This window comes from Bradyrhizobium sp. ORS 375 (genome assembly GCF_000239775.1).
Classification (GTDB): domain Bacteria; phylum Pseudomonadota; class Alphaproteobacteria; order Rhizobiales; family Xanthobacteraceae; genus Bradyrhizobium.
The window spans coordinates 1-24,266 of record NZ_CAFI01000298.1 but is presented as its reverse complement, the minus strand read 5'-3'; the positions used below and the strand labels follow the sequence as shown (position 1 = coordinate 24,266).

The window sequence follows — 24,266 nt, the reverse complement described above, 5'->3', positions numbered from 1 at the left end:
TGCTGATGGTCGGCGGTTACGTGGTCGGCTGCCTGGTCGGCGGGCAGCTGAAGGATTATGTCGGGATCGGTGATTCAAGCGCGATGTCCCCGGGCGGACCGGGCAACGTCACGGCGTTCACGGCGCCGGCGCCCGCCCGCCCCTGGGCCGACAGCCCGTCGCCGGCCGCGCAGGCCGCAGCCCAGGTCGAAGCCGATCGCCTCGCCGCGGAGGCGGCCGCGAAGGCGGAGGCCGAGCGTCTCGCCGCCGAAGCTGCTGCAAAGGCCGAAGCCGAGCGTCTCGCCGCCGAAGCTGCAGCAAAGGCCGAGGCCGATCGTCTCGCCGCCGAAGCCGCTGCAAAGGCCGAGGCCGATCGCCTCGCTGCCGAAGCTGCAGCAAAGGCCGAGGCCGAGCGTCTCGCTGCCGAAGCCACTGCAAAGGCCGAGGCCGAGCGTCTCGCCGCCGAAGCCGCTGCAAAGGCCGAGGCCGACCGGCTCGCTGCTGAGGCAGCAGCAAAGGCTGAGTCCGATCGTCTTGCTGCCGAAGCCGCTGCAAAGGCCGAGGCCGATCGCCTCGCTGCTGAAGCTGTCGCAAAGGCAGAAGCCGAACGTCTGGCAGCAGAAGCCGTCGCGAAGGCCGAGGCGGAGGCCGCACGCCTCGCTGCTGAGGCCACGGCCAAGGCCGAGGCGGATCGCCTGGCCGCCGAAGCGGCCGCCAAGGCCGAGGCCGAGCGTCTCGCGGCGGACGCCGCAGCGAGCGCGGAAGCCGATCGCCTCGCCGCCGAGGTCGCGGCGTCGGCCGCCGAGCCCGCTCTGGACAGCAGCACTGGCGCCGACGATGGCCGTCCGCCGGCCCTGCCCGCCCCCGATGGCACCGCGGACGATCTCAAGCTCATCAAGGGCATCGGCCCGAAGAACGAGCGCATCCTCAACGACATCGGCGTGCACCATTTCAGCCAGATCGCCGAGTGGTCACCGGCGCATGCCGACTGGGTCGGCCACCACATGGCGTTTCCCGGCCGCATCGAGCGCGAGCACTGGATCCCGCAGGCCAAGCTGCTCGCGGCCGGCCTCGACACCGCGCATTCCAGCGCGGTCAAGTCCGGCGCCATCACCATCGACGACCAGGCCGATGCGCCGCTGAGCGAGGACGAGGCCCGCTACCTCCTCGCCCACCTGCCGGCGCTGATGCCGCCGGTCGAGAACGAGGACGCCCACGCCGGCAGCCGGCCACTCGGCCTCGCCGCGCCGCGAGGTGGACAGGCCGACGACCTCAAGCTGATCAAGGGCATCGGGAAGCAGAACGAGGCGCGGCTGCATGGCCTCGGCATCTGGCACTTCGATCAGATCGCAGCCTGGTCCGCCGAGCACGCCAAATGGGTCGGCTCCTATCTCGCCTTCGCCGGCCGCATCGAGCGCGAGCAATGGATCAGCCAGGCCAAGGAGCTGGCAAGCGGCGGCACGACGGAGTTCGCCAAGCGCGTCGAGGCTGGCCTGGTGAAGTCATCGCTCGACGACGGCTCCCGCGGGCAGGACAACATCGAGATCGTGCAGCCGCGCGAGTAGCGCTGCCGATCAGCGAAGTCCCACCGCACTGTCAGATGCAGTGCCCTCCCCTTTGCGGAGAGAGCGCGCATTCACAAGCACCGCACCCATCTTCCGACGTTCACGCACGGCCGTGCTGAGCTCGATACGTGCGACCGCTACTCCGCCATCTCCACCGGCTCGTTCCGCGACGGGCCGGCCAGCGGGCGCTCCTCCATCAGGATCATGCAGACGGAGGCGCAGGCGAGCATCGCGGTGGCCGCCGCATAGACGTAGCGGAAGGCGTGGATCATGTCGGCTTCGGCGATGCCGCTGACGGCGCCGTGGGCACCCTCGGCCAGCGAGATGTCGGCGCCGAGCGCCATCAGCAGGATGGCGCTGAAGGCTGCAACCGTGAACGAGGACATCATCGAGCGGAAGAAGTTCATCGCGCCGGTGATGGTGCCGATCTGCGAGCGGTCGACCGCATTCTGCAGCGACACCACCGAGATCGGGAACGCGGTGCCGAGCCCGATGCCGAAGACCGACAGCAGCACCATGAGCACCCCCAGTGACGGCGTCGTCACCGTCATGACCGCGGCGGCGATCGTGCCGACGAATGTGCCGATGATGGCGACGCGCTTGTAGTGCTTGACGCGCGCCATGGTGCGGCCGGCGATCGCCGCACCGAAGGTCGAGATCGCCGCAATCGGAATGAGGCCCAGGCCGGCCTCGCTCGGTGTCAAATGATAGACCAGCTCGTAATACAGCGGCAGGTGCACGGTGAGCCCGATCAGTGCGCCCAGCGCGCAGCCGCTGGACAACATGCCATAGGGCACCACCCTGCCGCCCATCAGCGACAGCGGCAGGAACGGCTCATCCGCGCGCTTGGCGTGCCAGACGAAGGCGAGCCCCAGCGCAACCGCGCTGCCAATCATCGCCAGGAGGGTCGGCGACAGCCAAGCCAGTTTGTGCCCGCCCCAGGTCAGCACCAGCATGAAAACCACGGCGGAGGCCATCAGCAGCAGACCGCCGGCCCAGTCGACCTTGCGCAGCCGGTGATACACCGGCAGCCGGCCCATCTTGGGCAGCAGCAGCGCCAGGGCCGCAACCGCCAGCGGAACATTGATCCAGAAGATCATCGACCAGTGCAGATGGTCGGCGAAGAAGCCGCCGATGACGGGACCGAGCAAACCTGCCAGCAGCCAGACGCCGCTGAAATAGGCCTGGTACTGGCCGCGCTCGCGCGGGCTGACCACGTCGGAAATCACCGTCTGCACCACCGGCATGATGCCGCCGCCGCCGAGCCCCTGCAGGCCACGGGCCAGGATCAGCACGGGCATGTTCGGCGCCAGCGCGCAGACGACCGAGCCGACCACGAACAGGCTGAGCGCGGTGATGATCATCGAGCGTCGGCCGTAGATGTCGCAAAGCGTGCCGAACACCGGCGCCACCGCGGTCGAGGCCAGCAGATAGGCCGTAATCACCCAGGAGAGATTGGTCACATCCTGGAACTCGCGGCCGATTGTCGGCAGCGCGGTCGCGACGATGGTCTGGTCGAGCGCGGCCAGGAACATCGTCAGCAGCAGGCTCATCAGAATGGTGCGCACTTCTGCCGGCGTCAGCGGCACCTGGGCCGCGAGCGGGGGCGCATCCTCGATCGCCTGCACCTGCGGCGGGATCGCCGGCAGCTCGGCGGCGAGCTCTTCGGGCAAGGATTGGGACGCGGCAGGGTAATGGCTCTGCCGATCAAACTTGTTCATGGAAGTAAATTGCTATGCCGCGCGCGGCCGGCGCCGCGCAGATTCGCCAGATAGCGAACTACTTAAGGCATAATTTTCCCTTGCGGCAGCAGGGCCTGCGCATGGGTGTATCCCGACAGCACAGGACCGGTCGCATCATCGTGACTTGCTGCGCGTGCGAAGTGATCGGCCTATCGCGGCCGGCGCTTGAGCTTGGCGCGCTTCGGCAGCAGCACCGGCCACTGCACGATGTGATCTTCGAGCTGGTCGTCGGGGACATCGTCCTCGGTGCCCTCGACCCGGCCGCGCACCGAGACGCCGGCCTCATGCACCGTCTGAGGATCGCCCGAGATCAGCGGGTGCCACCAATAGAGATCGCGCCCCTCCGCAACCAGGCGATAGCCGCAGCTCGGCGGCAGCCAGGTGATGGTCCGGACATTCTCCGGCGTCAGTCGAACGCAATCCGACACCTGCTCCGACCGATTCGGGTAATCCTTGCAGGCACATAGGCCGGCATCCAGAAGCTTGCAGGAAATGTGGGTGAAGTAGATGTCGCCGGTATCTTCGTCCTCGAGCTTTTCCAGGCAGCAGCGCCCGCAGCCATCGCACAGGCTTTCCCATTCCACCTCGGACATCTCTTCCAAGGTCTTGGTTTTCCAGAACATTCCCTCCTGGCCCGAGGGACGTTTCAGCGGTGCGGTCATCGGGCGATTCCAAGGGGGCGCGGCGTGGCCGCCATCTAGGTGCCCGGCCCCTTCACGCGCAAGGGGCGCACGCGGCGGTTCATCAAGCACGTTAGCTTTGTGCATCAAATTGTGACGGGAACCCGTTGGTTTGTGCCACCTGCTCAGCTAGATATCGGCTACATAAGAGGCTTGAGTCATTCCGGCGGCGGTGTGCAGGGCTATCCGGCCCGGTGCCTTGGGTTTGCCGCAACAATCGCGCAAGACCCTTCGATGGCCCCCAGCCGCGTGCTGAGTGCTTTCGAAGCCCGCTGACACGCTTTCGAAACGACTAGGGTTCCCGTGCGGCAGATCATTCCAGACGATTGGAAGAAGCGGATCAATAACTTCCGCCTGGATCTCGACGCGCGGTTCGATTCGGCGCTGTTCTCCTCCCTGCGCGGCACCCGCGAGCTGTACGAGCGCTTTTCGGCCTTCATGGACCGCTTCTATGTCGGCGGCTGGAAGCGCTGGGTGTTCGTCGAGCCGCTGTCGGAGGCCGCCACGATCGGCCTCGGCGGCCTGGTGCTGATGCTGGCGCTCGCCATCCCGGCGTTCCGGGAGACCGCGGACGAGGACTGGCTGAAGAAGTCCGACCTCGCCGTCACCTTCCTCGACCGCTACGGCAACCCGATCGGCAGCCGCGGCATCAAGCACAACGACTCGATCCCGCTTGAGGACTTTCCGGACAATCTGATCAAGGCGACCTTGGCCACCGAGGACCGCCGCTTCTACGACCATTTCGGCATCGACTTCCCCGGCCTCGCCCGCGCGCTGGTCACCAACGCCCAGGCCGGCGGCGTCCGCCAGGGCGGCTCCTCGATCAGCCAGCAGCTCGCCAAGAACCTGTTCCTGTCCAACGAGCGCACCATCGAGCGCAAGGTCAACGAGGCGTTCCTGGCGATCTGGCTGGAAACGCGCCTGACCAAGAACGAGATCCTCAAGCTCTATCTCGACCGCGCCTATATGGGCGGCGGCACCTTCGGCGTCGACGGCGCGGCGCATTTCTACTTCAACAAGTCGGTGCGCGACATCAACCTGGCGGAGGCCGCGATGCTCGCCGGCCTGTTCAAGGCGCCGACCAAGTTCGCCCCGCACATCAACCTGCCCGCGGCGCGTGCCCGCGCCAACGTCGTGCTCGACAACCTCGTCGATGCCGGCTTCATGACCGAGGGCCAGGTGTTCGGCGCCCGCCGCAACCCGGCCTTCGCGGTCGACCGCCGCGACGAGAGCTCGCCGAACTACTTCCTCGACTATGCCTTCGACGAGATGCGCAAGCTGGTCGACACGTTCCCGAAGTCCTACACCGAGCGCGTGTTCGTGGTGCGGACCTCGATCGACATGAACGTGCAGCATGCCGCCGACGAGGCGATCGAGAACCAGCTGCGTCAGTTCGGCCGCGACTACCATGCGACCCAGGCCGCGACGGTGGTGTCCGATCTCGACGGCGGCATCCGCGCCATGGTCGGCGGCCGCGATTATGGCGCCAGCCAGTTCAACCGCGCCACCGACGCCTACCGGCAGCCGGGCTCGTCGTTCAAGCCTTACGTCTACACGACGGCGCTGCTCAACGGCTTCAAGCCGACCTCGATCGTGGTCGACGGCCCGGTCTGCATCGGCAACTGGTGCCCGCAGAACTATGGCCATTCCTATTCCGGCTCGGTGACGCTGACCCAGGCCATCACGCGCTCGATCAACGTCGTGCCGGTCAAGCTGTCGATCGCGCTGGGCGGCAAGGACGGTCCGAAAGCCGGCCGCGCCAAGATCGTCGAGGTCGCCCGCCGCTTCGGCCTCAAGGCGCCGCTGCCGGACACGCCGTCGATGCCGATCGGCTCGGACGAGGTGACGGTGCTGGAGCATGCGGTCGCCTATGCGACCTTCCCGAACAAGGGCAAGGCGGTCACGCCACACTCGGTCCTGGAGGTCCGCACCGGCGCCGGCGATCTGGTCTGGCGCTGGGACCGCGACGGGCCGAAACCGAAGCAGGCGATCCCCGCTTCCGTCGCCGCCGACATGGCGGGCATGATGAGCCACGTGGTCAGCGAAGGTACCGCGCGCCGCGCCGCGCTCGACGGCATTCCGACTGCCGGCAAGACCGGCACCACCAATGCGTATCGCGACGCCTGGTTCGTCGGCTATACCGGCAACTTCACCTGCGCGGTCTGGTACGGCAATGACGACTACTCGCCGACCAACCGCATGACCGGCGGCTCGCTGCCGGCGCAGACCTGGCACGACATCATGCTCGCCGCGCATCAGGGCGTCGAAGTCAAGGAGCTGCCGGGCGTCGGCATGGGCGAGAAGCTGCCGCAGCCGGCGTCGGCCGCGATGGCCCAGGCCGGCCAGCCGAAGACGCTCGAGATCAAGCCGGGTCCACCGCCGATCCTCACCCGCCGCGGCGCCGAGGTCCTGGTGCAGGTCGAGAAGATGCTGGACGACGCCGCGCGCGTCGCCGAGAAGGCCGCGCCGGCCGATCCGAAGAAGCCCGGCAAGCCGGTGTCATCGAGCGCGCTGGCCTTCCCTGAGAACTACGCCACGGCGACCGCCGACAGCGTGACCACCCCTGCCTTGCGCAAGAACTGACGACAGCGAATTCCCGTGCGGCTGCTCTTCATCACCTTGCTCGCGCTCCTGATCGCCACCGGCGTCGGCGTCGGCGCGACCTGGATCACCACCACCCGCGGCACCGAGTTCGGCACGCTGACGATCGGTGCCTGGACGGCGCGTCCCAAGACCGGCACCGCCGACGTCGATCCCTATGCGCGCGCCACCATCACCCGCAACGGCGAGCTGCCGATCGGCACCGGCGACGGCGTCGCTTTCACCGCCACCACCGACGACAAGAAGAAGCCGCTCGATGGCCGCTGCGACATCCTGGTCAGCGGCGTGACGCCGCCGGCCCGCTTCTGGACGCTCACGCTGTATGACCGCAAGGGCCACCTCGTCGCCAACACGCTGCAGCGCTATGGCTTCACCAGCCAGGAGCTGGTGCGCGGCGCCGACGGCTCGTTCGAAATCCGGGTCGCCGCGCGCTCCCGCGCCGGCAATTGGCTGCCGACCGGCGGCATCGAGCGCTATGCGCTGATGCTGCGCCTTTACGACACGCCGGTGGGCGTAGCCACGCGCACGCAGCGTGACGCGCCGATGCCCTCGATTACGACAGTGGGCTGCCCATCATGATCCGGCTGCTGTTCACCGTCGTGGTCGGCGTGCTGCTCGGCGGCGTGGTTCATCTCGTCAGCGTGCTGGCGCTGCCGCGGATCTCGACGCAGGACGCGTATTCGCGGCTGACGCCGATGACCAAGCTCAACGCCGTCACGCCGTTGCCGCTCGCCGATCCCACCAACTCGCCGATGCCGTTCATGGACCCGGCTTTCGCGATGGCGATCTGCCGCTATGATCTGTCCGATGGCCCGCTCAAGCTCACGGTGCCGGTCAGTCAGGCCTATACATCGGTGTCGTTCTACACGCGCAACGAGATCGCCTATTACGCGATCAACGATCGCTCGGCCGGCAAACGCGTCATCGAGCTCGATCTGATGACCGAAGCCCAGCACGAGGATCTGCCAGAGGATGAAGAGGTCACGGCCGCCGACCGACTGATCATCGATTCGCCGACGACGACCGGCCTGATCGTGCTGAAGGCGCTTGCGGCCGAACCCGGGCTCATGCCGCAGGCGCAGGCCACGCTTGCCGCGGCCAGTTGCGGCCTGCAGGCGGAGGCGCCTGCCAAGGCGGAAAAGCCGCGCGGAAAGCGGTAAGTTCCGCAAGGCTGCTCCACCGACAACGCTCTCTTCACCCTTCGTGGCATAGAGGTTCGGCCAATCCGCTGATATGATGTATCAGCGCTCCGACGCGTCGCTCATCATCAGGTCATGCCTCTCGAAATCGAACGAAAATTTCTGGTCAGGACCGACTCCTGGCGGGATCAGGCGACACACGCTGAGCACCTTCGCGACGGTCTCGTCGCGCGCCAGGACGGGCTCAAGGTCCGAGTCCGCTGTTACGGCAACCGGACGACGCTGTGCGTCAAGAGCGGCCGGCGCGGCCTGTCACGCGAGGAGTTCGAATACGAGATCCCGCGTGATCATGCGGACGCGATCTTCGCGCATTGCGCTGATCGCATCATCGAGAAGACGCGTCACTATGTGCCCGGCGAGAGCGGCATGTGGGAGGTCGACGTCTATCACGGTGCGCTCGAGGGAGTCGTGATCGCCGAGATCGAGCTGCCGACCGAGGCGACGGTCGTGACCCTGCCGGATTGGATCGGCGACGAGGTCACCGGCGACCCGCGCTACAGCAAGGCCAATATGCTGACGGAGCGTTCGCGCGCGGCGACGGTGCGGGAGTTGCGACGCGCGCGTCTTGCAGGGCTGTGATGCGCGGATGCGCCGGTTGACCAGCGTCAAGACACGACTGCAGCGCTCATCCTAGACAGCGCGGGCTTGGCGGATCCGACGGTCCGCGCTGGGAGTTTGGCAGGATGAATTCATCGCAGGTGATGTCGCAGGCGCTGCGCGCCAAGATCATGTCGGCCGACGATGCCGCCGCGCTGGTCACGCCGGGCAGCCATGTCGGCATGAGCGGCTTCACCGGCTCAGGCTATCCCAAGGCGGTGCCGATGGCCCTGGCGCGCCGCATCGAGCAGGCGCATGCGCGCGGCGAGCCGTTCCGCATCGGCGTGTGGACCGGCGCCTCGACCGCGCCGGAGCTCGACGGCGCGCTCGCCAAGGCCAACGGCATCGATCTGCGCCTGCCCTATCAGTCGGATCCGACGACGCGCCAGCGCATCAATGCCGGCAGCATCGAATATATCGATCTGCATCTCAGCCATGTCGCGCAGTTCGTGTGGTTCGGCTTTCTCGGCCATCTCGACGTCGCCGTGATCGAATGCGCCGGCATCCTGCCCGATGGGCGGCTGATTCCGTCGACCTCGATCGGCAACAACAAGACCTGGCTCGACCAGGCCGACCGCGTCATCATCGAGGTCAATTCGTGGATGAACCCGGCGCTGCTCGGGATGCACGATGTCTACTATGGCACGCGGCTGCCGCCGCATCGCAAGCCGATCCCGATCATCGCGCCAGGCGACCGCATCGGCGAGACCACCTATCGCTGCGATCCCAACAAGGTCATCGCCGTCGTCGAGACCCATGCCCCGGACCGCAACACGACCTTCGCGCCGCCGGACGATGTCTCGCGCGCGATCGCCGGCCACATCCTGGAGTTCTTCGAGCACGAGGTGAAGCAGGGCCGTCTGCCGCGCAATCTGCTGCCGCTGCAGTCCGGCGTCGGCAATGTCGCCAATGCCGTGATGGCCGGGCTCGATGACGGCCCCTTCCCGCATCTGACGGCCTACACAGAGGTCCTGCAGGATGGCATGCTCAACCTGCTCCGCTCGGGCCGGATGGATCTGGCGTCGGCGACCGCGCTGTCGCTGAGCTCGGAGGCCGCGATCGAGTTCAACCGCGAGATCGAATTCCTGCGCGACCGCATCGTGCTGCGGCCGCAGGAGATCTCCAATCATCCCGAGGTGATCCGACGGCTCGGCGTGATCGCGATGAACGGGCTGATCGAGGCCGACATCTACGGCAACGTCAATTCCACCCATGTCCGCGGCAGCAGCATCATGAACGGCATCGGCGGCTCCGGCGACTTCGCCCGCAACGCCTATCTGTCGATCTTCATGACGCCGTCGACCGCCAAGAACGGCACCATCTCCTGCATCGTGCCGATGGTGACGCATGTCGACCACACCGAGCACGACGTGCAGATCCTGGTCACCGAGCGCGGGCTGGCCGATTTGCGCGGCCTGTCGCCGAAGCAGCGCGCCCGCGCCGTGATCGAGACGGCGGCGCATCCGAAATTCCGTCCGGCGTTGTCGGACTATTTCGAGCGCGCCTGCCGCGACTCCACGGGCAAGCACACGCCGCACCTGCTCGAGGAGGCCCTCCGCCTGCTCAGGCCGGACTGACGGACGCGGTCCGCTGCGCGCAGCGGCACGTCTCGTAGTCTGTGGGGTCGTGGCTGTTCACGATCGTGACCTGGTCGCCGTGATCGCATTTCAGCCGCCGCAACCGCTCCTGGTTGGCGACGCGCGTGGCGCGGTCGAGATCTCCCTTGCGCTGGAACACTCCAAGCAGCAGCGGCATGCGGGGCCGCGCATCGAGCTGGCCGTGGAAGAAATACGCGTCGCCCGCATGCAACAACCATCGGTCGCCGCGACGCACGGCCACGCCGCAATGGCCCGGCGTGTGCCCCGGCAGTGGAATGATCAGAATGTCGGCGTTGCGAGCAAACGGGGCGCGGACGCCGCGAAAGCCGAACCAGTCCTCTCCCTCTTCGCCGTAGAACTGCCAGTCGGGATGGTGGCGCCATTGCGCGGCCACGTAGCGGCCCGGTGGCGGCTGGGGCGATCGCTCGACCGCCATCGCATGCTCCCTGCGATGCACGTGCACCTTCGCGCGCGGAAAATCGCCGATGCCGCCGGCGTGGTCGCGATCGAGATGGGTCAGGAGGACGTGTCTGACCTCATCAGCCGAGAACCCGAGCGCCCTCACCTGCTGCAGTGCCGTCTCCGCCACGTCGAGCCGCGGGGCAGCCTGTCGCACCCAGCGCGTCCCCAATCGCGCCGGCTCGGCGATGTCCCCGGTGCCGAGGCCGGTATCGACCAGGATGAGCCCGTCGTCACTCTCGATCAGCAGGCAATGGCAGACGAGGCGAGCACGCGCGAACAGGCTGCCACCGCCGCTGACCAGCCGGCCGCCGCGGGGACACATCGTGCCGGTGTTGAGGTGGTGGACGCGCATCGATTTCCTCCGGGGCTTTGAACAGGGATGCGAGCCATCCTTGCGCAGACCCGATCGATAAGTAAAATATTGATCAATGATAACAATCATAGGCCTATCCTATGGATATCCGCGAGCTCCGCTATTTCTCCGCCGTGTTCGAGGAGCGCAGTCTGACCAGAGCCGCCGCGCGCTGCTTCGTCTCGCAGCCGTCGATCTCGCTGGCGATCGCCAATCTCGAAACCGAGCTCGGGACCGAGCTGTTCATTCGCCACCGCAAAGGCGTGGTGCCGCTCGAGGCCGCAGAACGGCTGCAGCCGATCGCGCGTCGGATCGTCGAGGAGGCCGATGCGGCCCGTAATCTGTTCCGCGACGGCGCGCCGAAGCAGGTGCTCAAGCTCGGCGTCATGCGCACGCTCGACGGACGGCGCGTCACCGCATTGCTGAAGCCGCTGACCGCGCGGGACGATGTCAGGCTTCATATCGTCGGCCCCACCGAGTCGGCCGATGCTCGCATCGTCTCGCGAACTCTCACCGGCAACGACGAGCATTTCCTGTCGCTGTGGAGCGAGCGCTACGTCGCAGCGCTCCCCCTCGCCCATCCGCTGATGCTGAAGCCGCGCCTGCGAGCTGCCGATCTCGCCGATGTCGCGATGATCGACCGCTGCCATTGCGAGCATAGTGCGCTGGCCGGCCGCGGCGGCAAGCCGCGCGAGATTGCCGCCATCGCCGAGACGGAGGATTGGGCGCTCGCGCTGGTGGCCGCCGGAGTCGGCGTTGCGATTGTTCCTGAAGGCGTCGTGCACGGCCGCAGCGATATCGCCGTCCGCGATATCGAGATGACCCTGAAGCGGCAGGTCGGCTTGGCCTATCCCGCCTCGCGCGCTCCCTCGGAGGCGCTGAAGACCCTGATCGCCACGCTCCGTGCAACAGCGCCGCAGAAGTCGCGGGCCGCGGCACCGCGACCAAAGCGGGCGCCGGCCAAGCCGGACCGGCGCCGCAAGCTGTCGTCGAACTAGCCGCGCGTGGTCAGCGGCCGCTCGATCAGGGGCCGCGCCGCCACCGGCGGATTGGCGGTCTGGGCGGCGAGCTCGTTGATCAGGCGGTCGGCGTCGGCCGCCAGTCCGTCGGGGGCCTGCAGCACCAGGCGCTCCAGCGCCCAGCGATAGGATGACACGCGCTGCTCCAGGCTGATCTGCACCCATTGCACGATCAGCGAGTTCTCCTGCATCCGCGCCACCGCATCGGCCTTCTCGCGCGGCGACAGCTCGGTCATGTATTTCATGCTGGCATCGCGCTTGCGATCGAGATCGATCACGCGAATGGCGGAGGCGAAGAACGGCTCGAAGCGGGTGATGTCGTCGCGGACATCGTCGATCAGCTGCGCGTAGCGCGACGAATGCGAGCGATGCGGCTCGTCGATCAAGGCGCGGCCATAGGCGGTGCGATCGAACGCCACCTTCTGCCGCCATGGCGACGCCGACGGCTGATAATCTCCGAACACTGCCTTCCAGGCGGGGCGCGAATGCGGCGGCTCGATCAAGGGATAAGCCAGATCGCGCAGCTGGCGTTCGTTGTCGGTCAGCTGGAACTGCGACGGCTTGACGCCCACGCTGGCGGTGGCTTCCACCCCGATCCATTTGTGCATGTCGTCGTTGCGCATGTCGGCGCGGGTGCGGCCGAAATCACCGCCGCTGCAGGCGACGAGCAGTCCGCTCGAAAGAATGAGGGCGACGGCCGGAGCGGCGCGCCGGACCCGAACCATCACGTCCGGCATTCCCAGTCCCCCGATGTCAGCGGCGACGGCGGCGGCGGCTTGGCGCAGTGCCCTCGCGAGGCCCGCCATCATCGGTCGTGGTCTCGCGCTCGATCCGAACGACGGGAAGAATCAGGATCGTTCCCATGCCCTCCTGCGGCGCGCCGGTCACGGCAGCCCGCGCGCGACGCGCAACATCCGCCGGGAATTCAATGATGGTCGCCATGTCGACTCTCTTTCGTGCCCGAAGTTCTGACCCCCAAACTCCCCGCTGCCCGAACTTCGCAGGCACTGGAGCACGCAAACTGACGATCACGAATGCCCCGAACGACGCGGCATCCCACGCGGCGAAGATCAGGCCGGCGGCGTGACGAGGCCAAGGCGAGATCATCGAACGGATCGATTAAGATCAGGACGTGGTTAAGAGGATCTTAATGCAACGCGATGGGAACACGGATCGCGTGCAATCATCGGGGAAATGGCAAGCCAGCGTTGCGCCTTTGTCTCACCGGGCATTTTCGGCCCATCTTCACCGGTTGTTTTCCTTAACGGCCCATTAAAACAACTCGGCTCTAATCGGCGCAACGATTGCCGAAGTTGCGTACCCGACATGACAAGATCATCGCTGTTCCCCGGCTTCGACGGGCTGCTCACGCTGTCGCGCCGCGAGGGGGTCGACATCAAGCCGACCTTGCTGCGCGTCCTGACCGATCTCTATGTGCAGGCGAGCGCACATTCCGCGGATGAGGAGCGGCAATTCGTCGAGCTGGCGTCGCGTCTCGTCGACGATGTCGATGATGCGACCCGCGCGGCCGTGCGCGCGCGGCTGGCGATCTATCCGGCGACGCCGGTCGAGATCCTGAAGAAACTGGGCTTGCGCCCCGCACAGGACCAGCCGGCCCCGCCGCTCGCCGGGCTGATTCCGGCGTCGCTGCGCTCGCCTCAGCCGAGAGCGACATCCGCACGCGATGACGCGGGATTGTCGATGCAGCCGAAGGATGCGGCCGAGCTCAGCGAGATGTTCATGCGCGCCGCGTCGCATGAGCGCATCGCCATTCTGCAGAACCTCGCCACCACGCCGCTGAAGCCGGCGGCGCCGACGCCGTTGCACCGCGCGGTGCATGCGATCGAGGCGCTGGAGATGGCGGCCTTCAACGCCGATGTCGAGACGTTCACGACGGAGCTCGGCGAAAGCCTGATCCTGCCCGCGCGCGTCAGCCATGAGGTCGTCAATGATCCGGACGGCGAGCCGCTCGCCTGCGCCGCCAAGGCGCTCGGCATGCCGCCGCCGGTGTTCGAGCGCGTGCTGCTGTTCCTCAAGCCCGAGATGGGCCAGTCCGTGCAGACCGTCTTCAGGCTGTCGCGCTTCTATGAGCGCCTCAGCGAGCGCGCCGCGCTGATCATGCTGGCGGCGTGGCGCGGTTCGGCGATGGCGGCGATCCGGGCGAAGCATCGCACGGCGCTGTACGACGACGAGCGGCAGCATGTGCGCGGCAGCGCGCGGTCCGGCACGCATGCGCCGGCCAAGCCGATCGTGCGCACAGGGACCGACGGCTTCAAGCGCTGACGTTGCAACAGCTAGCCGGGTGCGAGATCGAGGAAGTGGCGGCCCTGCTTGTCCTCGGTCTCGACGATCCAGGCGTCGGGATCGAAGCGCAGCTCCTTGCGCAGACGCTCGTCGACCTCGAACTCCGGCACGGGCTGCGGCGACATCGGAACGAACAGGCGTTCGAGAGGCCGACTGTCGTCGTAGACGGTCTGCGGCGCGGGAACGTAGAGCTGCGCCGTGCGGTCCATCAGCGCGACCTTGATGAAGACGGCGCCCGCCTCCTCCGCTCCGCGATGGCTGATCGCGCCGAACACGCCGGCCGACTGGCAGCGGCGCAGATAGGCGCTGACCCAGATGCTCGTCTTCAGTCGCATGATGCTTCAGGCCGATCGATAGCGCGCTGCTGATCGCAGCAGTCGCCTGCTCTATTCGATCGGGTGCCCGATGACAATTGCAAGCTCGCGCACGAGGCGGTCCGAGACCTGCCCCGTTACCGGAAGCTTGCGCTCGCGCTCGAACTTCTGAATGGCCGTTGTGGTGTCGGAGCCGACCATTCCGGTCGCCTTCAGCTGACCATAGCCATATTCGGTCAGCGCACGCTGGACCGCGGCGACACGGCGCGCATTGGCGCCCTGCTGCGTCGGCTGCGGACGTGGCGTGGCAGCCTGGCCGCCGCTTACGGAGCGGACGAGATCGGCGAGCGGATCGGCATATTTCTGGTCGGAGCGCGTCTCTGCCACGCGCGGTTCGGCCACCTTCGGCTCAGTCGCACGACTCTCGGGCGGGCGCGTCTCGATCGCCTTCGGATCGAACGGCGAGATGGCCTCCGCAGGCCGCGGGCGCGGCAAGGGATTGGAGCTGGTGAGAACGGGCGGAATGGTGACGATGGAACCGAACATCGGCGCCGGATGCGGCCCCGATTGCAGGAACACGGCATTGACGATGATCGCGCTCGCGGCGGCGCAGGCCAACAGCCCGGCAAACAGATCCTTCGGGCTGTAGAGCATGGCGCGCATCAGCCAGCCACGCTCATCCGCAGCCTCGACGACGGCAGCAGCAGCCGCGCGCTTGCGACGGCGCGGCGGCGCCTCATCATCCTCTGCAGCTCGTCTAGGCACTCTTCTTCACCTGAATCATCTGCCCTGCCTGGGCCGACCGCGCGGGCGAGAGCGGCGTCACGGTGGCACCAGCCGCCGCCTCCGCGACGCAGTTGATCGGCAGCGCGATCGTGACCGTCGTTCCCTCGTCGAGCTTGCTTTCTATCGACATTTCGCCGCCGTGCAAGGTCACGAGACTCTTCACGATCGAAAGCCCCAGTCCGGTTCCCTCGTGACGACGCTGATAGGTCTTGCCGGCCTGGAAGAACGGATCGCCGAGACGCTTGAGATCATCAGCCGCGATGCCGACACCCGTGTCGGTGATTCGCAACAGCAGGCGCGTGCCTTCGACGCCGGCGGACACTGTCACGCGGCCGCCACGCTCGGTGAACTTGATGGCGTTGGACACGAGGTTGAGCACGATCTGCTTGAAGGCGCGGGGATCGCCAGTGATGATGGGAAGATCGTGCGGCGCGTCCGCGGCCAGATCGACGCCGTTCTCGCGCGCACGCAGCGCCAGCAGATTGCAGCAATTGAACAGCGCCGCACGCGGCGCAAATGGCTCCGGGGTCAGCTCGAAATTGCCGGATTCCATCTTCGACATGTCGAGGATGCCGTTCACGACCGACAGAAGATGCTGGCCGGAATCGTTGATCAGCTGCGCATATTCACGACGCCGCGCGGCGTTGAGCACCAGCGTCTGCTCCTGCATCAGCATCTCCGAGAAGCCGATGATGGCGTTCAGCGGCGTGCGCAGCTCGTGACTCATGGTGGCGAGGAAGCGTGTCTTGGCGGCGTCGGCCCGCTCGGCGGCACTGCGCGCCAGCTCGAGCGCCTGCTCCTGCAGCTTGCGGTCGGTGACGTCGCGCATGACCGCGACCACCTCCTGCTCGCCGCCCGCCGACGTCAGGCCGGCACGATCGAGCGGCCGACAACGCATCTCGACCCAAATGAAATCGACCGGATGCTGCACGCCACGTCCCTCGCCCGGCGCATCGCGGCGCAGGCGGAACTCGACGCTCGAGGCCTCGCTGCCGCTGGCTGCTTCGGACAGCGCGGTAAGATAGGCGGGCCGATCCGCAACATGCACGCGTTCGAACAGGCCGTGTCCCTGCAACTGGGCGACCGGTGCTCCGAGCAGCGTCTCCGCGGCAGGCGAAATGAACATCACCGCGCCGTTGCGGCGATGGCGGGAGATCACGTCGCTCATGTTGCGCGCGAGCAGACGATAGCGCTCCTCCTCCATCGACAGCAGCCTCACGCTGGTGCGCGCGAGGGTGTCGGCGGCAAAGGCCAGCACGGCGGCATAGAGCGTTGCGGAGGCGACGCCGAAGGCGAGCAGGCCGGTGCGCAGCGCCGGATTGGTCTCCGGCTTCGGCAGCCAGCCGAGATGACCGATCAGGATCAAGAGCAGCGCGCAGGACAGCGCGAGCGCTGCGGAGAACACGACCACGCGCCGCGAAGCCGAGAACGACGCCTCCAGGGGAACGACGATCAGCCAGACCGCGGCAAAGGATTCGATGCCGCCGGTCTCGATCGACACCGCCATGATCAGCGCAGATAGCGCCAGAGACGACAGCGCGCAGGCGCTCTCGTAACGGCCGGTGCGCGACAGATACCAGGACAACAGGATCGGCGCGATCAGCCAGGCCAGCGCGCCGACCTCCAGCGCACTGGGCGCGCCGCGCATCGCGAGATAGGCGGGGAATACGGCGAAGGCGGCAAGGCTGCCAAGCAGGCGAGGCGCGATGAAGGCGCGATGGCGCGCGCGCGTCATCGCATCAGTTCGAGCCGACGGATGCAGCAACGCATCAAGACAATCGCGGATGATACTCAACACACTCACGGCTCTCGCGCCTCGGCCTGTCGGTCGTTCTCAACAAGAGAGAGAGAACGCGCCGGGACGCCCCCTGTCGTCGGAAGCACCGTGTCAGACTCGCATTAAGCGAACGCTAAGGGCCAGACTGCGGCAACCACGCCATTCGGGCGGGATGGTGAATGCATCGTTTCCGGCCGCGTCTGCGGTTGCGAAACCGTCGCAAGCCACAACCGGTTGCATGCGGCTTTCGGCTCGCGCCAACCAAAAATTTACGCCGAAAAAACTTCGGGACTCCGCTTTGCTAATTCTCAACCAATTAAGCCCAAAGCAAGCAGTCGCGACATAGAACAAGAGAGCTGCGATCTCGGTTGCGCGAGTGAGGACGGACGCGGGGTCAGCAGCACGGTCGGGGTTGCGTGATGTTCTTTCTGCTTCGGATGGCATTCTGGCTCGGGCTCGTGCTGGTGCTGCTGCCGCGCGAGAAGACGCCGGAGGCCGACAAGCTGCCGCAGATCAATGCGCATGAGGCGGTGCAGGCTGCGACCGCAGCGATCTCGGACATGAGTCAGTTCTGCAAGCGCCAGCCGCAGGCCTGCGAGGTCGGCGGTCAGGCTGCGACCGTGGTCGGTCATCGTGCCCAGGAAGGCGCGCGCAAGATCTATCAGATCATCACCGACAAGCCTGAGACCATCGAGAGGCCGGCTGCCGCGGACAAGTTCATCGGCCCGGTGAAGCCGGCCGGTCTCGACCGGCGCGGCAATGATCACACCGGCTCGATCGACGCGCCGGTGACCGCAGAGGTTCCCGCGGGCGAGGCTCCTGCCGATACGCTCTCGGCGGACGATCTCGGCGCCGAGTGGCAACTGCCGCCGACGCCCTGATCGGCGTGCGGAACCCACTGTCGCTTTCGTCCCGTCGAACGCCTATATGAGGGCTCAAGGACGGGACTGAAGAGCACCATGACCATCGACGAGATCCGCGACAATTTCGACCTGCTGGACGATTGGGACGACCGCTACCGCTACGTGATCGAGCTCGGCCGCACCTTGGCGCCGATGCCCGAGGACGAGCACTCGGCCGCCAACAAGGTGCAGGGCTGCGCCAGCCAGGTCTGGTTGTCCAAGCACCCTGATCACAGCGGCGCCGTTCCGGTGCTGAACTATCTCGGCGACAGCGACGCCCACATCGTGCGCGGCCTGATCGCGATCCTGCTGACGCTCTATTCCGGTCGCACGCCGCAGGAGATCCTGACGATTGATGCGCCTGCCGTATTCGACGAACTCGGGTTCCGCGAGCACCTCACGCCGCAGCGCTCCAACGGCCTGCGCTCCATGGTCGAGCGCATCCGCTCCGACGCGCGCGAAGCGCTCGCCGCGACGTCCTGATCTGTTCAGCTACTTCTCGCGCTCGGGACGCTGCTGGCCCAGGCCCATCTTCTTGGCGAGCTGCGAGCGCGTGACCGCGTAGTTCGGCGCCACCATCGGATAGTCCGGCGGCAGGTTCCATTTGTCGCGGTACTGCTCGGGCGTCATGTTGTACTGGGTGCGCAGATGCCGCCGCAGCGACTTGAAACGTTTGCCGTCCTCGAGGCAGACCAGATAGTCGGGGTGGATGGACTTCTTCACCGGCACCGCCGGCCGCGTCGGCTCCGGCGCCGGCTCGCTGCGACCGGCCGCAACCCGTGTCAGCGCCGCATGCACCTGGCTGATCAGCGACGGAATCTCCGCCGCCGGCGTCGGGTTGTTGCTGAGATAGGCCGACACAATGTCGGCCGTCAGATCGATAAAGCTCTTGCCGGCCCCTTCGGTCATCCCAACTCACCTGCCCGTCCGCTGACTTTCATTCGCAAGTATCACCCGCAGCGGGTGATCGCGTCATCAGTCAATTCTCCAAGCAATATGGGCAAATGACCGGCAAAATGACAAGATAGTGAGGACTTCTTCTTGGGACTTCTGTCCCGATTTCAGTACTGTGTACGGCATGCCAGTCTTGCATGCGTCGGTTGGGTCAGCCGCGGCCTTCCAGGTGCGTGCGGAGCTCGTCGATGGACGCGAAACGCATCATCCCCTCCGGCATCTGCGCTTCGATCGAACCGTCGGAGTAGAGCGAGTAGGCCATTCCATCCACCACGCCCGACTTGATGATGCTCGCAGCCGGAGCATCCGCCTCTTGCGGCTCGGGGGCGGGAGCCGGCTCCGGCTCGACAAAAGCCGGTGCGGCGCGCGCCAGCCGCCGCGGAAACGGCGGCCGCAAGGCCTCGGGCGGGCGCGCCCGTTCGGGACGCGACCAGCTGTCGTCCGACGCCGACGAAGCGGGCTCGGGGGCTGGCTCATCGAGCGGGATCGCCGGGGGCTCGCTGAGTGGCGGCGATCGGAAATCCGTCGGCATCGATTCGGTTGCGCGCTTTTCCGCCCGCTCCCGCTCGCGTCGCGACGTAGAGGCAAACAGGAGATTGCGTCGGGGCCGCTCGGCGGGCTCCGCAGCCGGCTCGTCCTCCTCGGGCGCCGGCGCAGCGGCACGCAAGGACGCGGACAAGGGGGACGACGGCAGCGGCGCCGAGGACAGCGGTGCCGACAGGTCCGGCATCCGCGGTCGTGGCCGCGGCGAGCCGCCCTCTCGCCAGAGGTCCTCCGTCGGGGGCACCGGAGGCGCATCGAGGTCGGCCTTGCTCCCGACGCCCGGCAATTGCAGGGTCCTGACCTCGCCTTCAGAGGGCGAGCGGGCGCGTAGCCGTTGTGAGATGACCTTGAGCTCGCCGAGCACGGCCGACAAGGCAAACAGGATGAGCCCGCTGCAAACGCCGAGGGTCCCCGACAGAATCAGCGTATTGCCCACGCTGAACTCCTTGACGGGAATTCCCCAAGCGATCGCTCCAAGCCCGACCAGCACGGCCAGGGCCCCAGCGGCCAACATCGCACTCATCATTCGAACCTATCCCCTAATGCGCCGGATCCGGACGGTGTCCCGAGCCTATCACACTAGCTATCTGCGGATGCCCGCTTCCGTTGAATGCGGGTTCTAGTCGAAATCCGCGACAATTTGCAGCAGAAGTTCGACCGGAGCGGTCCTCAGTCTCGGCGGTGGGGCCGAAAGCGCCACGATCAAGCCACATTCGAACCCTGCAACCCCCGGAACCGTCAGCGGTTCCTCCGGATTTGTCCCGATCCTGCGGTTCAGGACGCGTTCATGTCGCCGTGTCAATATGGCGTCAAGCAGCCGAAATTCGGGCCCCTGCTGCACTGCGATGGACGCGTGACGCTCATATTTCCAACACCTCCTAAACGGGGACGCGCTATACGCAGCTTGGGAAACAGGCCTGAAGCGCGGAAGCGGGGTCGTTGGGGGACGCCGGGTCACTATCAGCCATGACATCGATAACCACTTCGGTCCTCGAGACGCCGACGCGGCGGACACTCGAGCGGACTTGTGACGATCTCGCCATGTTCGCCCTCGCCGCCGTCGCGGTGGTGGCCGGGCTGACATTTCGCGATTACGGCCTGGGTTGGGACGACTACACCCATGCCGAATATGCCGATCTGTTGCTGCGCATGTATGGTTCCGGTTTCAGGGATCAGGCGGCGCTGTCGTTCGCCAACCTCTATATGTACGGCGGTGGGTTCGACATGGTTGCAGCCTTGCTGCACAAGATCCTGCCACTGGAGCTGTTCGAGACGCGCCGGCTGGTCGGCGCGATCGTCGGCCTGATCGGGCTCGCCGTCACCTGGCGGCTGGCGCGCCGCATCGGCGGTGCGGTGGCCGGCCTTGCCGCCCTGCTGCTGCTGGCACTCTGCCCGATCTTCTACGGCCACATGTTCATGAACCCGAAGGACGCTCCCTTCGCGGTCGCGATGGTGGTGCTGCTGATGGGACTGGTCCGTCTGGCCGACGAGTACCCCTACCCCTCGCCGCGCACCATCCTGATCCTCGGCCTGGGTGCCGGCTTCTCGATCGGCTCGCGCATCCTGGGCGGCATGGCGGTGGTCTACGCCATGGTCGGCTTCATGCCGCTGTTCCTGGAGGAGTACCGCACGCAGGGCGTCCGCGAGGCGGTGCGTCGCTTTGCCAACGTGCTCTACATGCTGATCCCCGGGCTCATCCTGGGCTACCTGATCATGGGCCTGATCTGGCCATGGTCGATCATCGAGCCGGCAAACCCGTTCCGGGCGCTGACCTATTTCTCGCACTTCTTCGAGAAGCCGTGGAAGGAAATGTTCGACGGCGCACTGGTCTCGGTGCCGGACATGCCGTGGTCATATCTGCCGACGCTGTTCGCGCTGCAGCTCCCCGAGCTGATGATCGCGCTGTTCGTGGCCGGCGTGGTCGCCTCGCTAATGTCGCTGTCGCGGCCGGACATGCCGGCCCGGCAGAAGAGCATCCTCCTAATGCTGACGCTTGCGGCGACGCTGCCGATCCTGATCGCGATCGTCAAACGGCCTGCGCTGTACAACGGCATTCGCCACTTCGTGTTCGTGATCCCGCCGATGGCCCTGCTCGGCGGCGTCGCGTTTTCGTGGCTCCTGTCCTGGCTCAACAATGACGAGCGCCGCAGCTGGCAGCCGGTGGCGATCGCCGCCTTCTGCTTCGGGCTGCTGCTGCCGCTGGCCGAGATGATCCGGCTGCACCCCTATCAATACACCCACTTCAACTACATCGCCGGCACCGTGCGCGAAGCGGATACGCGTTTCATGCTGGACTATTGGGGCCTGGCGCTGAAGCAGGCCTCGGATGGCCTCAAGGAGCAGCTCGACGAGCGCCAGGAGGTGCCGCCGATCGGGCATAAATGGAAGGTCGCCGTGTGCGGTCCGCAGCGCCCGGCCCAGGTCGCGCTCGGCCCGGACTTCACCATCGGCTGGGACAGCCACGCGGCGGACTTCGCCATGACGCTCGGCGAGTTCTACTGCAAGGGATTGACCGCCCCCGTGATGGTCGAGATCAAGCGGGACGACGTCGTGTTCGCCCGGGTCTACGACATCCGCGGCCGCAGCATCTCGAGCCTGCTGTCGATCCCCGCGCCGTGAGGCGCCGGCTCTCCCAAACGACATGACTGCCCTCCCGGCTCCGCGCCTTGCCGAGCCGGGAGAGGCCGCTTAGGCTCCGATCAACCCCAAGAGATCGGAGAATGCCCATGTCGCCAGCCGAAGCACGCCTGAAGGAAGTGCCGTCCAACATGACGGAAGCGGAATGGTCGCAACGGGTCAACCTGGCGGCGGCCTACCGCCTCGTGGCGATGTTCGGCTGGGACGACCTGGTCGATACCCACATCTCGGCGCGCGTGCCCGGCCCCGAGCATCACTTCCTGATCAACCCCTACGGCCTATTGTTCGAGGAGATCACGGCGTCGAGCCTGATCAAGGTCGACCTCTACGGCAACCAGCTCTCCGAGAGCGAGTACAGCATCAACCCGGCCGGCTTCACCATTCATTCGGCGATCCACGAGGTGCGCGAGGATGCCGGCTGCGTCATTCATCTGCACACGCTCGATGGCGTCGCGGTGTCGAGCTGTGCCGACGGCCTGCTGCCGCTGAACCAGATCGCGCAATACGTCACCCACGACCTGGCCTATCACGACTACGAGGGTGTCGCGCTGGACCATGACGAGCGGCCGCGGCTGCAGCGCGACCTCGGCAGCAAGAACCACATGCTGCTGCGCAATCATGGCACGCTCACCGTCGGCCGCTCGGTCGCCTCGGCGTTCGAGCGCATGTATCACCTCGAGCGCGCCTGCTCGATCCAGGTCCGCACCCGCACGCTCGGGCCCACGGCCTATCCGGTGCGCGACGAGGTCATCGACAAGAACGCAAAGCTGTTCGACAACGAGGAGCGCATGGAACTCCGCTCGACCCAGTTGGTCTGGCCGCCGTTGCTGCGCCGGCTCGATCGGGTCAATCCCGGCTACCGGAATTGATCGCCAGGCGCTGATCAGCTACAAAGGGTCATCACCCTCTACGCTATTTGGAATGAAACGCCGCCCAATTCCGGGCGGCGTTTTTATTTGTGCCGTCAGCAGCACACCGCCCGAGGCGCTCCCTGCCGCTCCGGCTGGCCATGCAGCTCCTGTAATTCTTCCGTCAGCCGGCGCTCGACGAACCGCCGCTCGTGCTCGGCGAGCCGGGTGGCAAGCAGCTTGCGATAGCGCCGCACATTGGCCTCACGGGAGAACCGCAGCCGAGCGGCCGGTCGCATCCGGCCAGCCGTCCCGAGGACATTGTCCGCCGCAGCCGCATCGGCTTCGACATCGACGCGCGGAACGATGCGCATGGCAGCGCCGCCGCGCGGGCGCGGCGGCTGATCCTCACGATCGAGCTGGCGCAGCGCGCCGAGAATGTCGGACAGACGGAGCGGCCTGGCGAGGCCCGGGATCTTGCGCAGGCCTGGCTGTGACTCCACCGCATACATGTCCGAGGCCCAGGATGACAGGATCAGCCGCTTCTCCGCCCGGGACAGTTTGGCATCATTCAGAAGGTCCGTCGGGGACGCATAATGCGAGACCGGATGGAAACCGGCGCCGCCCGCGGTGATCGAAACACGGTGGTCGCTCATGGCGTGTCTCCTCCTCCACTCCTTTCACAACAAACAAGTGATGCGTCGACGCGGGCGATGACGCGCCCGCGTCGCGGGTCGCAAAACGTCAGGCAGCTTTCGACTGCGCGATCTGCTCCACCGGCGTAGTGCCGATGGCGATGCGGCGCGGCTTCATGGCCTCGGGAATCTCGCGCACCAGCTCGATCCGCAACAGGCCGTTGTCGAACGATGCGTTCGTCACCTGGACATAGTCGGCGAGGTTGAACTGCCGCTTGAAGGGCCGCGACGAGATGCCCTGATACAGGTACTCGCGAGTCTCCTTCTCGACTTTGCGGCCCTCGACGGTCAGGACATTGTGCTCGGCCGTGATGCTCAGCTCATCCGGCGCGAAGCCGGCCAGCGCCAGCGAGATCTGATAGCGGTCGTCGCCGAGCCGCTCAATATTGCAGGGGGGATAGTTGTCCTCGACGGCGCGCTGGGTCTCGTCGAGCAGGCTGAACAGCCGGTCGAAGCCGATGGTCGAACGCCACAGCGGGCTGAAATCATACGTCCTCATAGCCAAGTCCTCCTAGGAGCAAGATGGATACGAAGGAGCGCCGGGCCGATGCAGGACTTAAGTCTGAGGACCAGCCGACCGGTCAGCGCCCAGAGCACAACCGGGCCCCAAGGGCACCCGGTGCCGCCGAAGCGGCGACAAACGAATTAGATCAACCAAGGCGGAGTTCAAGAGCCTCACGTCAAAATTTTTGCCATGGCCCGGATTGGTTTT

The 24,266-nt window shown here is 66.4% G+C and carries 24 protein-coding genes; 12 read left to right on the top strand and 12 right to left on the bottom strand.

From position 1 onward, the window contains the following. Positions 1 to 1,544: helix-hairpin-helix domain-containing protein (locus tag BRAO375_RS22110; RefSeq protein ID WP_035641632.1), on the top strand; the 1,544-nt coding region annotated here is incomplete at its 5' end. Positions 1,545 to 1,681: 137 nt separating this feature from the next. Here BRAO375_RS22110 and BRAO375_RS22105 read toward each other — a convergent pair. Beyond that, complete coding sequence (locus tag BRAO375_RS22105) at positions 1,682 to 3,265, bottom strand: MDR family MFS transporter (RefSeq protein WP_009029668.1); 1,584 nt, start codon at positions 3,263 to 3,265, stop codon at positions 1,682 to 1,684. 170 nt (positions 3,266 to 3,435) lie between these two features. Continuing rightward, positions 3,436 to 3,948 (bottom strand): YcgN family cysteine cluster protein, encoded by a 513-nt coding sequence (locus tag BRAO375_RS22100; protein WP_035641630.1) that lies wholly within the window; start codon positions 3,946 to 3,948, stop codon positions 3,436 to 3,438. A 321-nt stretch (positions 3,949 to 4,269) separates the two neighbouring features. Between BRAO375_RS22100 and BRAO375_RS22095 the strand changes: the two genes are divergently transcribed. The 5 genes from BRAO375_RS22095 (at position 4,270) to scpC (ending at position 9,940) form a co-directional block, all read left to right on the top strand. Then, on the top strand, positions 4,270 to 6,549 hold the full coding sequence (locus tag BRAO375_RS22095) for a transglycosylase domain-containing protein (protein WP_009029665.1): 2,280 nt from the start codon (positions 4,270 to 4,272) through the stop codon (positions 6,547 to 6,549). A gap of 15 nt (positions 6,550 to 6,564) precedes the next feature. Then, positions 6,565 to 7,146 (top strand): DUF1214 domain-containing protein, encoded by a 582-nt coding sequence (locus BRAO375_RS22090; protein WP_009029664.1) that lies wholly within the window; start codon positions 6,565 to 6,567, stop codon positions 7,144 to 7,146. Continuing rightward, complete coding sequence (locus BRAO375_RS22085; RefSeq protein ID WP_009029663.1) at positions 7,143 to 7,727, top strand: DUF1254 domain-containing protein; 585 nt, start codon at positions 7,143 to 7,145, stop codon at positions 7,725 to 7,727. The genes BRAO375_RS22090 and BRAO375_RS22085 overlap by 4 nt, the downstream gene beginning before the upstream one ends. A gap of 114 nt (positions 7,728 to 7,841) precedes the next feature. Further along, complete coding sequence (locus BRAO375_RS22080; protein ID WP_009029661.1) at positions 7,842 to 8,345, top strand: CYTH domain-containing protein; 504 nt, start codon at positions 7,842 to 7,844, stop codon at positions 8,343 to 8,345. A 104-nt stretch (positions 8,346 to 8,449) separates the two neighbouring features. Continuing rightward, positions 8,450 to 9,940, top strand: coding sequence for a succinyl-CoA:acetate CoA-transferase ScpC (scpC, locus tag BRAO375_RS22075; protein WP_009029660.1), 1,491 nt, complete (start codon positions 8,450 to 8,452; stop codon positions 9,938 to 9,940). Here the strand turns inward: scpC and BRAO375_RS22070 are convergent. Continuing rightward, on the bottom strand, positions 9,927 to 10,775 hold the full coding sequence (locus BRAO375_RS22070; protein WP_009029659.1) for an MBL fold metallo-hydrolase: 849 nt from the start codon (positions 10,773 to 10,775) through the stop codon (positions 9,927 to 9,929). The two genes, scpC and BRAO375_RS22070, sit on opposite strands and share 14 nt — an antisense overlap. A gap of 101 nt (positions 10,776 to 10,876) precedes the next feature. Here BRAO375_RS22070 and BRAO375_RS22065 point away from each other — a divergent pair, with 101 nt between their 5' ends. Further along, positions 10,877 to 11,773, top strand: a complete 897-nt coding sequence (locus BRAO375_RS22065; protein ID WP_009029658.1) for a LysR family transcriptional regulator — start codon at positions 10,877 to 10,879, stop codon at positions 11,771 to 11,773. Here the strand turns inward: BRAO375_RS22065 and BRAO375_RS22060 are convergent. Together BRAO375_RS22060 and BRAO375_RS22055 are read right to left on the bottom strand one after the other, a co-directional pair. Further along, positions 11,770 to 12,519: a hypothetical protein gene (locus tag BRAO375_RS22060; RefSeq protein WP_009029657.1), complete on the bottom strand. Its 750-nt coding sequence runs from the start codon at positions 12,517 to 12,519 to the stop codon at positions 11,770 to 11,772. The genes BRAO375_RS22065 and BRAO375_RS22060 overlap by 4 nt on opposite strands. A 28-nt stretch (positions 12,520 to 12,547) precedes the next feature. Continuing rightward, positions 12,548 to 12,736: a hypothetical protein gene (locus BRAO375_RS22055; protein ID WP_009029656.1), complete on the bottom strand. Its 189-nt coding sequence runs from the start codon at positions 12,734 to 12,736 to the stop codon at positions 12,548 to 12,550. Between the two features lie 384 nt (positions 12,737 to 13,120). Here BRAO375_RS22055 and BRAO375_RS22050 point away from each other — a divergent pair, with 384 nt between their 5' ends. Beyond that, positions 13,121 to 14,077, top strand: a complete 957-nt coding sequence (locus tag BRAO375_RS22050) for a DUF2336 domain-containing protein (protein WP_009029655.1) — start codon at positions 13,121 to 13,123, stop codon at positions 14,075 to 14,077. 11 nt (positions 14,078 to 14,088) lie between these two features. Here the strand turns inward: BRAO375_RS22050 and BRAO375_RS22045 are convergent, their stop codons facing one another. The 3 genes from BRAO375_RS22045 to BRAO375_RS22035 are packed head-to-tail and all read right to left on the bottom strand — an operon-like array spanning position 14,089 to position 16,933. Next, complete coding sequence (locus tag BRAO375_RS22045) at positions 14,089 to 14,433, bottom strand: DUF1491 family protein (protein WP_009029654.1); 345 nt, start codon at positions 14,431 to 14,433, stop codon at positions 14,089 to 14,091. Between the two features lie 51 nt (positions 14,434 to 14,484). After that, the gene (locus BRAO375_RS22040; RefSeq protein ID WP_009029653.1) at positions 14,485 to 15,177 is read right to left on the bottom strand and encodes a peptidoglycan-binding domain-containing protein; all 693 of its coding nucleotides are present in this window, start codon (positions 15,175 to 15,177) and stop codon (positions 14,485 to 14,487) included. Beyond that, entirely contained in the window at positions 15,170 to 16,933 is a 1,764-nt protein-coding gene (locus BRAO375_RS22035) for a PAS domain-containing sensor histidine kinase (RefSeq protein ID WP_009029652.1), read from the bottom strand. Before BRAO375_RS22035 ends, BRAO375_RS22040 begins: the two co-directional genes overlap by 8 nt. A gap of 461 nt (positions 16,934 to 17,394) precedes the next feature. Here BRAO375_RS22035 and BRAO375_RS22030 point away from each other — a divergent pair, with 461 nt between their 5' ends. Together BRAO375_RS22030 and BRAO375_RS22025 are read left to right on the top strand one after the other, a co-directional pair. Then, entirely contained in the window at positions 17,395 to 17,856 is a 462-nt protein-coding gene (locus BRAO375_RS22030; RefSeq protein ID WP_009029651.1) for a DUF5330 domain-containing protein, read from the top strand. A gap of 78 nt (positions 17,857 to 17,934) precedes the next feature. Continuing rightward, positions 17,935 to 18,360: a SufE family protein gene (locus BRAO375_RS22025; protein ID WP_009029650.1), complete on the top strand. Its 426-nt coding sequence runs from the start codon at positions 17,935 to 17,937 to the stop codon at positions 18,358 to 18,360. Between the two features lie 9 nt (positions 18,361 to 18,369). Here BRAO375_RS22025 and BRAO375_RS22020 read toward each other — a convergent pair whose 3' ends face one another. Continuing rightward, the gene (locus BRAO375_RS22020; protein WP_008961019.1) at positions 18,370 to 18,786 is read right to left on the bottom strand and encodes a Ros/MucR family transcriptional regulator; all 417 of its coding nucleotides are present in this window, start codon (positions 18,784 to 18,786) and stop codon (positions 18,370 to 18,372) included. A 196-nt stretch (positions 18,787 to 18,982) separates the two neighbouring features. Next, positions 18,983 to 19,900 carry a hypothetical protein gene (locus BRAO375_RS22015; protein WP_009029649.1) on the bottom strand — a complete coding sequence of 306 codons (918 nt, stop codon included), beginning with the start codon at positions 19,898 to 19,900 and terminating at the stop codon, positions 18,983 to 18,985. A 440-nt stretch (positions 19,901 to 20,340) separates the two neighbouring features. Here BRAO375_RS22015 and BRAO375_RS22010 point away from each other — a divergent pair, with 440 nt between their 5' ends. Both BRAO375_RS22010 and BRAO375_RS22005 read left to right on the top strand, forming a co-directional pair. Beyond that, positions 20,341 to 21,993: a glycosyltransferase family 39 protein gene (locus BRAO375_RS22010; RefSeq protein WP_009029648.1), complete on the top strand. Its 1,653-nt coding sequence runs from the start codon at positions 20,341 to 20,343 to the stop codon at positions 21,991 to 21,993. A gap of 107 nt (positions 21,994 to 22,100) precedes the next feature. Continuing rightward, positions 22,101 to 22,880 carry a class II aldolase/adducin family protein gene (locus tag BRAO375_RS22005; protein WP_009029647.1) on the top strand — a complete coding sequence of 260 codons (780 nt, stop codon included), beginning with the start codon at positions 22,101 to 22,103 and terminating at the stop codon, positions 22,878 to 22,880. Positions 22,881 to 22,975: 95 nt separating this feature from the next. Here BRAO375_RS22005 and BRAO375_RS22000 read toward each other — a convergent pair whose 3' ends face one another. Together BRAO375_RS22000 and BRAO375_RS21995 are read right to left on the bottom strand one after the other, a co-directional pair. Next, positions 22,976 to 23,515, bottom strand: a complete 540-nt coding sequence (locus tag BRAO375_RS22000) for a hypothetical protein (RefSeq protein WP_009029646.1) — start codon at positions 23,513 to 23,515, stop codon at positions 22,976 to 22,978. Positions 23,516 to 23,603: 88 nt separating this feature from the next. Further along, positions 23,604 to 24,053 carry an Hsp20 family protein gene (locus BRAO375_RS21995; protein ID WP_009029645.1) on the bottom strand — a complete coding sequence of 150 codons (450 nt, stop codon included), beginning with the start codon at positions 24,051 to 24,053 and terminating at the stop codon, positions 23,604 to 23,606. Positions 24,054 to 24,266 lie beyond the last annotated feature (213 nt).

Excerpts from the sequence above, each read along its gene's own strand:
- BRAO375_RS22105 (WP_009029668.1), bottom strand. The coding sequence starts at position 3,265 with ATGAACAAGTTTGATCGGCAGAGCCATTACCCTGCCGCGTCCCAATCC.
- BRAO375_RS22100 (WP_035641630.1), bottom strand. The coding sequence starts at position 3,948 with ATGACCGCACCGCTGAAACGTCCCTCGGGCCAGGAGGGAATGTTCTGG.
- BRAO375_RS22085 (WP_009029663.1), top strand. The coding sequence starts at position 7,143 with ATGATCCGGCTGCTGTTCACCGTCGTGGTCGGCGTGCTGCTCGGCGGC.
- BRAO375_RS22080 (WP_009029661.1), top strand. The coding sequence starts at position 7,842 with ATGCCTCTCGAAATCGAACGAAAATTTCTGGTCAGGACCGACTCCTGG.
- scpC (WP_009029660.1), top strand. The coding sequence starts at position 8,450 with ATGAATTCATCGCAGGTGATGTCGCAGGCGCTGCGCGCCAAGATCATG.
- BRAO375_RS22070 (WP_009029659.1), bottom strand. The coding sequence starts at position 10,775 with ATGCGCGTCCACCACCTCAACACCGGCACGATGTGTCCCCGCGGCGGC.
- BRAO375_RS22065 (WP_009029658.1), top strand. The coding sequence starts at position 10,877 with ATGGATATCCGCGAGCTCCGCTATTTCTCCGCCGTGTTCGAGGAGCGC.
- BRAO375_RS22060 (WP_009029657.1), bottom strand. The coding sequence starts at position 12,519 with ATGGTTCGGGTCCGGCGCGCCGCTCCGGCCGTCGCCCTCATTCTTTCG.
- BRAO375_RS22055 (WP_009029656.1), bottom strand. The coding sequence starts at position 12,736 with ATGGCGACCATCATTGAATTCCCGGCGGATGTTGCGCGTCGCGCGCGG.
- BRAO375_RS22050 (WP_009029655.1), top strand. The coding sequence starts at position 13,121 with ATGACAAGATCATCGCTGTTCCCCGGCTTCGACGGGCTGCTCACGCTG.
- BRAO375_RS22045 (WP_009029654.1), bottom strand. The coding sequence starts at position 14,433 with ATGCGACTGAAGACGAGCATCTGGGTCAGCGCCTATCTGCGCCGCTGC.
- BRAO375_RS22035 (WP_009029652.1), bottom strand. The coding sequence starts at position 16,933 with ATGACGCGCGCGCGCCATCGCGCCTTCATCGCGCCTCGCCTGCTTGGC.
- BRAO375_RS22030 (WP_009029651.1), top strand. The coding sequence starts at position 17,395 with ATGTTCTTTCTGCTTCGGATGGCATTCTGGCTCGGGCTCGTGCTGGTG.
- BRAO375_RS22025 (WP_009029650.1), top strand. The coding sequence starts at position 17,935 with ATGACCATCGACGAGATCCGCGACAATTTCGACCTGCTGGACGATTGG.
- BRAO375_RS22020 (WP_008961019.1), bottom strand. The coding sequence starts at position 18,786 with ATGACCGAAGGGGCCGGCAAGAGCTTTATCGATCTGACGGCCGACATT.
- BRAO375_RS22015 (WP_009029649.1), bottom strand. The coding sequence starts at position 19,900 with ATGATGAGTGCGATGTTGGCCGCTGGGGCCCTGGCCGTGCTGGTCGGG.
- BRAO375_RS22010 (WP_009029648.1), top strand. The coding sequence starts at position 20,341 with ATGACATCGATAACCACTTCGGTCCTCGAGACGCCGACGCGGCGGACA.
- BRAO375_RS22005 (WP_009029647.1), top strand. The coding sequence starts at position 22,101 with ATGTCGCCAGCCGAAGCACGCCTGAAGGAAGTGCCGTCCAACATGACG.
- BRAO375_RS22000 (WP_009029646.1), bottom strand. The coding sequence starts at position 23,515 with ATGAGCGACCACCGTGTTTCGATCACCGCGGGCGGCGCCGGTTTCCAT.
- BRAO375_RS21995 (WP_009029645.1), bottom strand. The coding sequence starts at position 24,053 with ATGAGGACGTATGATTTCAGCCCGCTGTGGCGTTCGACCATCGGCTTC.